This is a genomic window from Pseudoxanthomonas sp. LjRoot143 (assembly GCF_964252945.1).
Classification (GTDB): Bacteria; Pseudomonadota; Gammaproteobacteria; order Xanthomonadales; family Xanthomonadaceae; genus Pseudoxanthomonas_A.
Genome location: NZ_CAXUPM020000001.1, coordinates 2805657 through 2818308, shown reverse-complemented (window position 1 = coordinate 2818308; position 12652 = coordinate 2805657). Strand labels below are relative to the sequence as shown.

Sequence of the window (12652 nt, the reverse complement as noted above, 5' to 3'; positions counted from 1 at the left end):
AGGGAACCGGCTGGCGGCGCATGCCGCTGCTGCAAGCGTCCGGATCAGCCCCCGGGCCAGCGGGCCCGGAGGTGACGTGATGCGGGTCGAACGGGCGCATCCGGAAGGCGGATGCGCCGGTGATGCGATGCGGCTTAGATCTTGCCGACCAGGTCCAGCGACGGGGCGATCGCCTGCGCGCCTTCCTTCCACTTGGCCGGGCAGACCTGGCCGGGGTTGGCGGCGGTGAACTGCGCGGCCTTCAGCTTGCGCAGGGTCTCCGACACGTCACGGGCGATCTCGTTGCTGTGGATTTCGGCGGTCTTGATGACGCCCTCCGGGTTGATGACGAAGGTGCCGCGCAGGGCCAGGCCTTCTTCTTCGATGTGCACGCCGAAAGCGCGGGTCAGCTGGTGGGTCGGGTCGCCGACCAGCGGGAACTGGGCCTTGCCCACCGCCGGGGAGGTTTCGTGCCACACCTTGTGCGAGAAGTGCGTGTCGGTGGTGACGATGTAGACCTCGGCGCCGGCCTTCTGGAACTCGGCGTAGTTGGCGGCGGCGTCTTCCACTTCGGTCGGGCAATTGAAGGTGAAGGCGGCGGGCATGAAGATCAGGACCGACCACTTGCCCTTCAGGGTGCCGTCGGTGACTTCGACGAATTCGCCGTTGTGGAAGGCGGTGGTCTTGAACGGCTGGACCGCGGTGTTGATCAGGGACATGGAAGATCCTCGTGAGTGGAGTGGGTGTGGTGAAGCGATGGGGCCATGGTAGGCAGCGACTATTGATATCTCAAATCGATTGATGGAATTGGATAGATAGTTTTTCCCTATCAAAAAGGTAATCCATCCGCATCGAGGGCAAGTAAGCCAGGTTTAGATGTGGGTGAAGTTGTTATTTTTCAATGGCTTGATGGATTTCGGATGTGGCGGTCGGCGATCCGATTGCTCTATGGATTTAAGCCGGGTGCCCAGATCCAGATCCTTGTGCCGCCAATTGCATGGACAGCTGCGCCATCAGGTGTCCATACGCCATAGAGCACCATGATGGTGCGTCGCGGCGAGACGGCTGCGTCCGGAGGGGCGCAGCCCGGTACCATGCGCGGCGATGCCTGCTGACCTGCCCACCCCCCGCCTCGACCTGACCCTGCGCGCCGCGTCGGCCCGCCTGTCCGGTCCCGATGCCCGCCACGAGGCCGAGCACCTGCTGCTGCATGTGCTGGGGCGCGACCGGGCGTGGCTGTTCGCACATGGCGACGACCCGTTGTCCGAACCGGAGGCGTCGGCCTTCGGGGCGTTGCTGGCACGGCGGGAGGCAGGCGAGCCGTTGGCCTACCTGCTCGGCCGGCGCGGGTTCTGGACCCTCGACCTGCAGGTGTCGCCCGCCACACTGATCCCCCGTCCCGAGACCGAACGCCTGGTCGAACTGGCACTGGAGCGGTTGCCGGCCGACCATCGCTTGCGCGTTGCCGATCTCGGCACCGGCACCGGCGCGATCGCCCTGGCCATCGCCAGCGAGCGTCCGCAGGCCGAAGTGGTGGCGACGGATGTCAGCGAGGCGGCCTTGCAGGTCGCGCAACAGAACGCGCGCAGCAACGAGGTTGCGAACGTCGTGTTCCGTTACGGCAGCTGGCTGGCGCCGCTCGCGCGCGAAAGTTTCGACCTGATCGCCAGCAATCCGCCCTATATCGCCGACGGCGATCCCCACCTTGGGCAAGGCGATCTGCGCTTCGAGCCACCCTCCGCGCTGTCATCGGGTGCCGACGGGCTGGACGCGATCCGCGAGATCGTGGCGACGGCGCCGTCGCATCTGCTTCCCGGCGGCTGGTTGCTGCTCGAGCACGGCTGGGAGCAGGGTGAGGCGATCCGGGGTCTGTTGCAGGCCGCGGGTTTCATCGATGTCGCGACGGAAGTCGATCTCGAGCAGCGCGACCGCGTCACCCTGGGCCGCGTAACGGAAGGGCAAGGCCGCAGCCGCTAGACTGTCGCTTTCGTCCAGGACATGCCGCCCATGCGCACGCTGTACCCCGAGATCGAGCCGTTCGACACCGGCACGCTGAAGGTCGACGACCGCCACACGCTGCACTACGAACAGTGCGGCAACCCGGACGGCAAGCCGGTGGTCCTGCTGCACGGCGGACCCGGCGCGGGCTGCAGCCCGAAGATGCGCCGTTTCCACGACCCGGCGAAGTACCGCATCGTGCTGTTCGACCAGCGTGGCTCCGGCCGCTCCACGCCGCATGCCGATCTGGTCGACAATACGACGTGGGACCTGGTGGCCGACATCGAAAAGCTGCGCGAGACGCTCGGCATCGAGCGCTGGCAGGTCTTCGGCGGCAGCTGGGGTTCCACGCTGGCGCTGGCGTATGCCGAAACCCACCCGCAGCGCGTGACCGAACTGGTGCTGCGCGGCATCTTCATGCTGCGTCGCTGGGAACTGGAATGGTTCTACCAGGAGGGCGCCAGCCGCCTGTTCCCGGATGCGTGGGAGCACTACATCACCGCGATTCCGCCGGTCGAGCGCCATGACCTGATCTCGGCCTTCCATCGTCGCCTGACCTCGGAGGACAAGGCGACCCGCCTGGCCGCCGCGAAGGCCTGGAGCGTGTGGGAAGGCGCGACCAGCTTCCTGCACGTGGATGCCGATTTCGTCAGCGGGCACGAGGAGCCGGAATTCGCGCTGGCCTTCGCGCGAATCGAGAACCACTACTTCGTCAACGGTGGTTTCTTCGAGGTCGAAGACCAGCTGCTGCGCGACGCGGCGCGCATCGCCGACATCCCGGGCGTGATCGTGCACGGTCGTTACGACGTGGTCTGTCCGATCGCCAACGCGTGGGAACTGCACAAGGCGTGGCCGAAGGGCAAGCTCGAGATCACGCCGGCCTCGGGCCACTCCGCATTCGAAGCCGAAAACGTCGACGCGCTGGTGCGCGCCACCGACAGCTTTGCCTGAGGGCCCGTTTCCAGGACAGCACAGAGGACGCAGGACATGGACGCACAACGCAAGCGAGCTTCCGCCTTCGACCAGCGCGTGCTGGACCTGTACGACGATTACGTGCACGGGCGCGTCGACCGGCGCGGCTTCCTGTCCGGTGCCGCGCAGTTCGCGGTGGGCGGCACCACGGCGGCCGCGCTGCTCGCGGCATTGACGCCGCAGTACGCATTCGCCGCGCAGGTCGCCGCGGACGATCCGCGCATTGCCACGGTCTACCGCACGTTCCCCGCGCCCCAGGGCCATGGCGAAGGTCGCGGGCTGCTGGCGATGCCGCGCGCGGAAGGCCGGTATCCGGTGGTGCTGGTCGTGCACGAGAACCGCGGGCTCAATCCCTACATCGAAGACGTGGCGCGCCGGCTGGCGGTGGCGGGCTTCATCGCGTTCGCGCCCGATGCGCTGTATCCGCTGGGTGGCTATCCGGGCAACGACGACGCCGGTCGCGCGATGCAGGCGAAACTGGATCGCGACAAGGTGTTGGCCGATCTGGAAGCCGCCGCGCGCTTTGCGCACGCATTGCCGCGCAACAACGGCAAGCTTGGGGTGGTGGGCTTCTGCTTTGGCGGGCTGGTAACCAACCTGCTCGCCTCACGGTTGCCCGAGTCCGTCGACGCCGGCGTGCCGTATTACGGTGGCCAGCCGACCGCGGAAGAGGCGGCACGCATCAGGGCGCCGCTGCTGCTGCAGTTCGCCGAACTGGACACGCGCGTCAACGCCGGCTGGCCGGCCTATGAGCAGCACTTGAAGGCGGCGGGCGTCGCCTACACGGCGTATGTCTACCCGGGCGTGAACCATGGCTTCCACAACGACACCACCCCGCGCTACGACCAGGCAGCGGCGGAACTGTCGTGGCAGCGCACGCTCGCCTTCTTCCGCCAGCACCTGACCGGAAACTAGCGGCACGTCACAGCGCGACATCGGTGCCCGGGCCGAGCTGTCCGGTCGATGCGCATGCATGCGAACAAGTCGGGTGGATGCCACGCCCTGGGTGCGTGGCGGCGACCAGACGATGAGGCGAGTGCGGCGATGACGGATGCAATGCAGGCGGGTGCGGGCACGGTGGGGCTGGAAGACGTCGACATCACGCGGCTGGGCATGGCGGCGATGCGCTTCATCAAGGCCATCGAGCAGGGGCAGCACGATGTGCTGTGGGACGCGGCATCGAAGGCGGTGCGGCAATCCATGCCGCGCGACGCCTTCATCGACTCGCTCACCCATCGCCACGGCGTGCTGGGCCGCGGCACGGGCCGGCGCTGGACGGCCATCAGGGTCGATCAGCCGGAGATGCAGGTGCGCTGGCTGCCGGGCACGTACGCACGGCTCGAGTTCATGGTGTCGTTCGGCGCGACCGATGCGCCGCATCGCGAAGTGGTGACGCTGCGGCACGAAGAGCAGGGCGTATGGCGCCTGGCGGGTTATGGCGTCAAGGCGGCTTGAGGGTTCAGTCGCGAGGCGTGCCGTCGAGGGTGTGGTCGATCATCCACAGCCCGGCCCATAGTTTGGCATCCAGTTCGTAGCCTTCGCCCATCTTCTGCGCCAGCCACGCGGCGGCACGCATTCGGGGAATCGTGTGCACGGTGATGTCTTCATCGCTATCGCCGCCGCCATCACCGACCTTGCGCAGACCGGTAGCACGGACAAAGGCGATCTTCTCGCTGCTGCTGCCGGACGACGTGGGGCCGATCATCAGCACTTCCGCATGGTCGGCGGTCCAGCCGGTTTCCTCCTCCAGTTCGCGGATCGCGGACACCTCGATCGACTCGCCAGCGTGGATATCGCCCACCAGGCCGGCCGGCATCTCGATGGTGCGCGCCTGCAGCGGCACGCGGAACTGTTCGACGAACAGTACGTTGTCGTCCGGTGTCACCGCGATGATGATCGCCGCCAGGCCGCCCGCGTGCGCGCGCTCGACGTACTCCCATGTGCCGCGGACCATCATCCGCTGGTACTTGCCTTGCCAGACGATACGGGCGGGTTGCTGGTCCAGCTCAGTCATGCGCAAGGCTCCTTCACATTTGTTAATTATATGGAAAGGTCACAGGTCGAAGCACGGATCTGTCCTACAGGGTCGTTGTATGACGAACCTTCGGTAAACATTGTTACACTTCACCGTCGGGGAGGATGCCCCGCACTTCCGGGGAGCACGGGGCGCCATTGACGGTCGGCCCGCAAGAATCATGTCTTTGCGTTTTTGGCGATCTTCCTGGATAGCACCTGTGAGTGCCCGTCTGACTCCTCTGCTGCAACTTGCGGCCCACGCGGTGTCATCCGAGGCGACAGAGTACGTGGCCGAAGGGGACGACCCACAGTTCAGGGTGGATCCCGACCGCGGCATCCATGCGCTGGCGCCGGGCTGGTACGTGATGGACATTCGCCTGCAGATAAAGGGGGGCGACATACAGCGCCCCTGCCTGTATCCCGACTACGGTGGCGGCTGCAGTGAAGCGACACGCATTCCTTTGCCGCAGCCGGATGCACAGGGTGACATCAGGGGACTGGTCCTGATCAGCCGACCTCTGCGTGCACTCAGGTTTGATCCGAGCATCAGGCCCGCCCGCTTCCTGATCGGCGCTATGAAGTTCCGCCGCATTACCCGCCCGCGTGCGCTCTGGATGCTCTTGCAGGGCGCTCAAGACGCTGGCGAGTCCCGTGAAGATCAGGTTCGTCCGTCGATGGCGTTCCTGACCCGCCTCGGGTTGTTTCTCAAGGATGTCAGGCGACAGGGCTTGAGCCCTGCTGTCGATCAACTGGTGCACCGCTACTACGGCGCATCGCGCCATGCGTCAGGCGGCTACCTGCAGTGGCTGGACCATTTCGACCCTCTCAAAGGAAGCGGACTGGAGCAGGCGCGTGTCAATGCGCGCCAGTTTACGAGTGGCCCCCTGATTTCGGTGGTGCTTCCCGTCTACAACACGCCGTTGAACTTCCTCAAGCGGTGCATCGACAGCGTTCGTGGGCAGACCTACCAGAACTGGGAACTCTGCATTGCAGACGACGCTTCGCCCGATGCGCGGGTTGCCGAGTGTCTTGCCGCCTACGCGAGAGAGGATGTGCGGATCAAGGTGGTCGTGCGCGAACAGAACGGCCATATCAGCGAGGCCACCAATAGCGCGCTTGCCTTGGCTTCCGGCAGCCATGTGGCATTCCTTGATCATGACGATGAACTGAGCGCGGATGCGCTTCACCAGGTCGTGGTGGCACTCGCCGAGCACCCGCACGCCAGGCTGCTTTATAGCGACGAGGACAAGATCGATGCGGCGGGTCGCCGCTTCGAGCCACATTTCAAGCCAGGCTGGAATCCGGAACTGCTCCGCTCCCAGAACTACATCTGTCACCTGATGGTGGTGGAGACCAGTCTGCTCGCGCAGGTTGGCCTGTTGCGCGCGGGCTTCGAGGGTTCCCAGGACCACGACCTGGTTCTCAGATGCACAGAGGTGCTTCTTCCCGAACAGATCTGCCATATCCCCCGGGTGCTGTACCACTGGCGCGCCATCGAAGGATCGACAGCGCTCGGCGGAGACCAGAAGAGCTACGCCTCGGAGGCTGGACGGCGCGCGGTGAGCGAGCATTTGCAGCGCATCCGGCGGGACGGCGCTGTGGAGATAGTAAACCCCGGTTGCTACCGCACCCTGCTGGCACTGCCTGCAGCCGCGCCAAAGGTCAGCATCATCATCCCCACGAAAGACCGTGCGGACCTGCTCTCCCTGTGTGTTCGAAGCGTACTGGACAAGACCGACTACCCCGACTTCGAAGTCATCGTGGTGGACAACGGCAGCCTGGAGCCCGACGCGCGCTCGTTGCTGCGGGAGCTGCGCGAAACGCCTTGCGTTCGTGTGCTGGACTACCCGATCCCCTTCAATTTCTCGGCGATCGTCAACCAGGGCGTCCGGCACGCCGCAGGCGACGTGCTGTGTCTGTTGAACAACGACACCGAAGTCATCAGTCGTTCCTGGCTGCATGAGCTGGTGGGACGCGCCGCGCAGCGCGATGCGGGTGCGATCGGCGCGATGCTCTATTACCCGGATGACACCATCCAGCATGCAGGCGTCGTGCTGGGGTTGGGGGGCGTCGCGGGCCATGTCTATACCAGGATGGTGCGCGGCGCACCGGGATACATGGCGCGTGCATGGGTCGCACAGAACATGAGTGCCGTGACGGCGGCCTGCATGGTGGTGAGGAAGGAGGTCTTCGAGGAAGTGGGAGGGTTCGACGAAGCCTTGCCCGTCGCCTTCAACGACATCGACTTCTGCTTGCGCCTGCTGCAAGCCGGCTACCGCAACGTATGGACCCCGTACGCCGAGCTTTACCATCACGAATCGGCGAGCCGCGGCAGCGAGGACTCGCCCGAGAAGCAGGCACGCTTTGCCGCGGAAGTGCATGCCATGAAATGGCGCTGGGGCGACCAGCTGCACGACGACGCCGCCTACAACCCCAACCTCACGCTGGACCAGGGCGACTACGGCCTGGCCTTCCCGCCACGCTCGCCCAAGCTGCGCGTCGCCGGCGTATCTCTCCGACACTGAAGTTCCAGGTACCGCACGATGAGTCTTCTTTTCCGGCATCTCGCCGAGAGTTTCCGCAAGCCCGACCATTGGCTGTACGCCAGTTGGTTGGACGTGATCACCAAGTACCGCAAGAACGCGCTAGGACTGTTCTGGATCTTCTTTCCGCCGATCGTTTACATCTGGGGTCTGGGTCTCTTCTTTCGTGCGATCCGGGGGACGACGCCCGAGGAGACCGGATTTCTGGCGCATATGGGTTTCGGCTTCATTTTGTTCAGGCTGATGTCCACCGTGATCATGGAAGCGGGCTCGAACTTCAACGCCTATTTGCCCTACATCTATGAGGGGCATCTAAGGCTGACCGACTACATCCTCCGTCCGCTCGCGCGCGCGGTCATCTATTTCTTGTTTGCCGTTCCGTTGCTTGTGATCGTCCTGGTCGGTGATGCCCCTGTGATGCCGCTCGGCATGCTCGGCGCGCTGCTCGGATTCATCGTTGTGCTGGTCAATTTGTTTGTTTACGGAGTGCTGCTCGCATTCATCGGCGCACGGTTTCCCGATATCAACCAGTTCTTCAGCAGCGTAATGCTGGCGTTGTTCCTTATCACGCCGATCGTCTGGTATGCCAAGGACGCTCCCGACGATACAGCCCACGGCATGCTGATGCGGGCCAATCCCTTCCACCACATGCTCGCGGTCGTGCGTGGTCCGGTGCTGGGAGAGGCCATTGAGCCCATGACGTATGCCTATCTGGGCGCGATGACCTTGGTTGGAGTTGTTGCGGCTATGGTGGTTTACGGGCGGCTGGCCAAGCGCATGCCGGCCTGGCTGTGAGGGAGACTGTCATGACTGCAATGTTGCGTGCCTACAACGTATCGCTCGAGTTGCCAACCGAGGTCCATAAGACCGGACGCAAAGGCTACAGCGACCTTCTCGCCACCTTGTCGGGCTCCGTGCGCTACAGGACTACGATCCTATCCGGCATCAATTTCGAAGCTGTCGACGGCGATCGCATCGGCATCATGGGCTTGAATGGCGCCGGCAAGACGACGCTGCTCAGAGTGCTCAACGGCGCCTATACGCCCACCGCAGGCGTAGTGCGCACTGAAGGTGCCAGGCAGTCGCTGCTCAACCCTTTGCTCGGTTTTGCGGAGTACGCTTCGGTAGCCGAGAACATATTCCTTCGTGGCACCGCGATGGGGCTTCGCTATCGTCAGTTGAAGGCCATCGCGTCTGACATTCTGGAGTTCGCAGGACTGACCGATCGCGCCGAGTACCCGCTGTATACGCTGTCCAGCGGTCAGCGCATGCGCTTGGGCTTTGCCATCACCACCGCCGTGCAGCCCGATATTCTGCTGATGGACGAATGGCTGTCCACGGGTGATGCTGCGTTCGTCGCGCGTGCACGTAAGCGCATGAAGGATCGCTTCGAGGGTAGCCGCATTGTGGTCCTCGCAAGCCACAGCACCAGTCTCCTGCGCGACACCTGCAACAAGGCGCTCGTGTTGGATAAGGGGCGTATGCATTTCTTCGGCGCCACGGCGGATGCCCTTGAGGCTTACCGTGACATCGTCTCGCAGGCCTCCTCGGAGGAGCGCGATGCAGCCATGAAATCCGATCCCGTGCTGTTCGGAAGCACGCAGGGTGTCGTGGAGCGCGTCCGCGCCACCTCGGACAGCCTGGAGGTGGTCGGGTGGGCGATGGACGATCAAGGGCGTGAAGCGGCAGTTGTGTGCCTGGAGTTCGCCGGCCAGAAGCACCTGCTCGAGTCCTTCGAGCGTGTGCAACGAGACGACGTCAACGACTATCTCGGCAAGCGAGGAGGCAAGTACGGATTCCGGCTCGCCCTGGCACTGGAGCAGCCAGTCGCTGCGCGTGAGCTTGTCGAAGAGCTTCGCGTGAGCGTGGGGCGTAATGTGTCCCGCCTGGGCACACCGCTATCGCTGGTCCGAGCCAGTATCGTCGAAACCGAATAAGCCAAGCGGCGCCACAGTCGCCATTGCCAGCCAACGGAGTGCTACAGATCGTCATGAAAAATCCATTGGGACGAAAGGCCCTGCTGTCGAAGGTGGCGAGCACCTTGGGTGTCCCCTCTGTCGATGTCCAGCAGGTACCTCTTGAACTGCCTGACGAGTCAGGCGGAACGCCGGTCCGCATCAAAGTGGATGTCGCCGTCCGTCTCGCGGGGCGAGTGCTCGTCGGCGGTTGGAGCACGGGTCCTGTCCAGTTCGCGCTGCAGGCGGATGGCCGAACCGTGTCCACCAGCGAGACCCGTTTCAGTAGGCAAGATGTAGCCACGCATTTGAGCCTGCCTAAGGACGCCCAGACGGGCTTCGTGCTGATCGCGGAAGCCGCAGCAGGCGCTTCCATCGGTCTGTCGTGGGCTGTGAATAGTGGCCGAGCGGGCAGTCAGCCACTCGTTCTGAGGCCTGCAAGCGAGCTGACTGCGGGAGACTCGGGCATGTTGGGGCCTTCAGCGGGTCTGCTGACCAGCGCCATGGCGCCGCATACGCCCGAATGGCGAGACGCGATCACCCGTTTCCCTGCGGCGAACACGGAATGCCTGGACGCCAAGGCGCATGTTGAAGCTGCGCACATCATTCGCGGAACAGGGCAGGTCGTAGTGGTCGGTTGGTTGGCCACCAAGCCAGGTACGCAGGTTTGGGGTGAGGACGACGCGGGAAATACCTACGAACTGGAGGGGTCTTATCGGCTGGTACGTAATGACGTGCACCAGTTGTTCGGCGCGTTGTTCGGTGCATCTGCCCGCATGTCTGGCTTTATCTTCCACGCGGCGGTTTCCGGCGCACCCACGGTCTTCCGGATCAAGGCACTGTCCGAGCAGGGCGTACACCTGCTATCCGAAGCAGGGCTCAGCCCGCTGAGCGAGGATCCTGCGACGTTCGCTCGCTGGTTGTTCGGTGTCGGAGCGGGGGGGGAGGATTGGGCGCAGCGTGTCGAGAAGCTCGATGCGCCTCTGGTGTCTGGGATGATCGAACGTTCACGAACGCAGTGGAACGACTATCCCGTCTCGTTGCGCGAATGCGGGACTACCCCGGTCTCCCCAGAGGTCAGCATTGTCGTACCACTGTATGGCCGCGTGGATTTCGTCGAGAGTCAGATGTTGGCTTGGGTACGGGATGGCTGGCTCCGGGAGAACGCGCAACTGATCTATGTCCTGGACGATCCCGGTATCGTCCCCGGCTTCCGCCAGATGGCGGAAGAACTCTACGCCTTGTACCGGGTACCGTTTACTTGGGTTTGGGGGGGCGTCAATCGCGGCTTCTCCGGTGCCAACAATCTCGGCGCGGAACATGCAAAGGGCAAGCGCCTGTTGTTCCTCAACAGCGATGTCTTTCCCCGTGGTCCAGGTTGGCTCCCGCGCATGATGGAGGTGCTGGACGCACGGACCGATGTCGGCGCTGTGGGGCCGCGGCTACTCTTTGCCGATGGCGGTATCCAACACGCGGGTATGCGCTTTGCCTGGTTGCCGGAACACGACGTCTTCATCAACGAGCACCCAATGATGGGGCTGGATCCATCATTGGATCGGCGCACCGGTATCATCGAAGTGCCAGCGGTCACCGGTGCATGCCTGCTGGTGAGACGAGAAGATTTCGATCGTATCGGCGGCTGGGATACTGGATACCTGATCGGCGATTTCGAGGACTCCGACTTCTGTCTGAAATTGAGGGCGGAGGGTCTTTCTTCCGCTTACCTGCCCGAGGTTGAATTGATACACCTCGAGCGGCAGTCGATGACCGCGCTTGGTAGCCAGGATTTCCGCGGAAGGGTCACGCTATGGAACGCACTGCGGCATCAGTCACGCTGGCGCGAGCAGATCGAATCATCAATGGAAGCCGCCCCGTGAACGCAGTCGAGACGTTACCGATGTCCAACAAGCCACGCATATTGGTGATGTCGCATCGCCACCCGGATTTCAGCCTCGGGGGCGGCGAGATCGCTGCCTACAACCTGTATAAGGCCTATCGCGACAGCGCTGATGTGGAAGAGGCATGGTTTCTGGCCAGCGCAGATCGTGGTCGTGGCGCTAATGGCGCGATTACGCCAAGGCGTGCCAACGAGTACCTGTGGGAGCAGAGCATCGGCGATTGGACCATGCTCAAGGCGCAGCACCGCCGGTCGCTGGTAAATGGCTTCCTCGACTTGCTGCGCGCACTGCGTCCCAATGTCGTGCACACGCACCACTACGCGCATCTGGGTGTGGAGTTTCTGCGTCTGATCAAGGAGTTCGACCCGAGCATCAAACTTGTGTTGACGCTGCATGAGTACATGGCGATCTGCAACAATCAGGGGCAGATGATCAAGACCAATGGCCGGCTCTGCAGTCGAGAGTCGTACGACGATTGCCGTCTGTGCTTCCCACAATACTCGGTGCAGGACTTCTGGCGTCGCAAGGATTTCATCCAGAGCCACTTCGCCTACGTTGACCAGTTCGTGTCGCCGTCCGAGTTCCTGCGCCAGCGTTACATCGCGTGGGGTATCCCGGCCGACAAGATCGTGGTGATCGAGAACGGTCAGGATGACGTCCAGCCGCTACCGCCGCGACCGCTGGCCGAAGGGGAGACCCGCAACCGGTTCGGCTATTTCGGGCAGATCAATCCGTTCAAGGGTCTGGATGTGCTGCTGCGTGCGCTGGCGCAGATGCGCAAGTCCGAGCGCAAGCAGATCGTGCTGGAAGTGCATGGCGCCAATCTGGAGACGCAGAGCGGCGAGTTCAGGGACAAGATCAAGGAATTGGTGGATCCGTTGATCAAGGAGGGCGTGGTCCAGTGGGTGGGGCCCTACCAGCCGCATGAGATCGCCAGCCGCATGGCCAACATCGACTGGGTGGTGGTGCCGTCCGTCTGGTGGGAGAACTCGCCGATGGTGATCCAGGAGGCATTTCTCTATGGTCGACCTCTGTTGGTGAGCAACATCGGTGGTATGGAAGAGAAAGTCGTCGATGGGGTCAACGGCCTTCATGTGCCGGTGGCCAATGCCGATGCGTGGGCGAGATCTTTGGTGCGTGCCAGCAGTGTCGAGCAATGGTCAATTTGCCGCCAAGGTGTTCATTCCCCCGCATCGCAGGCTGAGTGTTCGACGCAGCATCTGAACGTGCTGTGGAGTGGTGCGCCAGGCTTAGGCGTTCCAGAACTGCGCTAAGCATCAAGGAGCGCTTC

The 12652-nt window shown here is 63.4% G+C and carries 11 protein-coding genes; 9 read left to right on the top strand and 2 right to left on the bottom strand.

The window, feature by feature from the left end; genetic code table 11:
• Window positions 1–134: 134 nt before the first annotated feature.
• Window positions 135–698 (bottom strand): alkyl hydroperoxide reductase subunit C, encoded by a 564-nt coding sequence (gene ahpC / locus ACSQ1W_RS13715; RefSeq protein ID WP_436044215.1) that lies wholly within the window; start codon window positions 696–698, stop codon window positions 135–137.
• A gap of 385 nt (window positions 699–1083) precedes the next feature.
• Here ahpC and prmC point away from each other — a divergent pair, with 385 nt between their 5' ends.
• The 4 genes from prmC to ACSQ1W_RS13695 all read left to right on the top strand — a co-directional run bounded on the left by prmC (window position 1084) and on the right by ACSQ1W_RS13695 (window position 4404).
• On the top strand, window positions 1084–1956 hold the full coding sequence (gene prmC / locus ACSQ1W_RS13710) for a peptide chain release factor N(5)-glutamine methyltransferase (RefSeq protein ID WP_436044213.1): 873 nt from the start codon (window positions 1084–1086) through the stop codon (window positions 1954–1956).
• Window positions 1957–1986: 30 nt separating this feature from the next.
• Entirely contained in the window at window positions 1987–2928 is a 942-nt protein-coding gene (gene pip, locus ACSQ1W_RS13705) for a prolyl aminopeptidase (RefSeq protein WP_436044211.1), read from the top strand.
• Between the two features lie 36 nt (window positions 2929–2964).
• Window positions 2965–3864 carry a dienelactone hydrolase family protein gene (locus ACSQ1W_RS13700; protein ID WP_436044209.1) on the top strand — a complete coding sequence of 300 codons (900 nt, stop codon included), beginning with the start codon at window positions 2965–2967 and terminating at the stop codon, window positions 3862–3864.
• Between the two features lie 129 nt (window positions 3865–3993).
• Complete coding sequence (locus ACSQ1W_RS13695; protein ID WP_436044207.1) at window positions 3994–4404, top strand: DUF4019 domain-containing protein; 411 nt, start codon at window positions 3994–3996, stop codon at window positions 4402–4404.
• Between the two features lie 4 nt (window positions 4405–4408).
• Here ACSQ1W_RS13695 and ACSQ1W_RS13690 read toward each other — a convergent pair whose 3' ends face one another.
• On the bottom strand, window positions 4409–4963 hold the full coding sequence (locus ACSQ1W_RS13690; RefSeq protein WP_436044205.1) for an NUDIX hydrolase: 555 nt from the start codon (window positions 4961–4963) through the stop codon (window positions 4409–4411).
• 220 nt (window positions 4964–5183) lie between these two features.
• On the opposite strand from ACSQ1W_RS13690, the gene ACSQ1W_RS13685 reads away from it, so the two are divergent.
• Genes ACSQ1W_RS13685 through ACSQ1W_RS13665 form a run of 5 tightly spaced genes read left to right on the top strand, consistent with a single transcriptional unit; the run spans window position 5184 to window position 12635 of the window.
• Complete coding sequence (locus ACSQ1W_RS13685) at window positions 5184–7490, top strand: glycosyltransferase family 2 protein (protein WP_436044203.1); 2307 nt, start codon at window positions 5184–5186, stop codon at window positions 7488–7490.
• A gap of 18 nt (window positions 7491–7508) precedes the next feature.
• Entirely contained in the window at window positions 7509–8303 is a 795-nt protein-coding gene (locus tag ACSQ1W_RS13680) for an ABC transporter permease (RefSeq protein ID WP_436044201.1), read from the top strand.
• Between the two features lie 11 nt (window positions 8304–8314).
• Window positions 8315–9445, top strand: a complete 1131-nt coding sequence (locus ACSQ1W_RS13675; RefSeq protein WP_436044200.1) for an ABC transporter ATP-binding protein — start codon at window positions 8315–8317, stop codon at window positions 9443–9445.
• A gap of 53 nt (window positions 9446–9498) precedes the next feature.
• A complete protein-coding gene (locus ACSQ1W_RS13670) occupies window positions 9499–11340 on the top strand; it encodes a glycosyltransferase family 2 protein (RefSeq protein ID WP_436044198.1) in 1842 nt (613 codons plus the stop codon).
• Window positions 11337–12635, top strand: a complete 1299-nt coding sequence (locus tag ACSQ1W_RS13665; protein WP_436044196.1) for a glycosyltransferase family 4 protein — start codon at window positions 11337–11339, stop codon at window positions 12633–12635. The genes ACSQ1W_RS13670 and ACSQ1W_RS13665 overlap by 4 nt, the downstream gene beginning before the upstream one ends.
• Window positions 12636–12652: the final 17 nt, after the last annotated feature.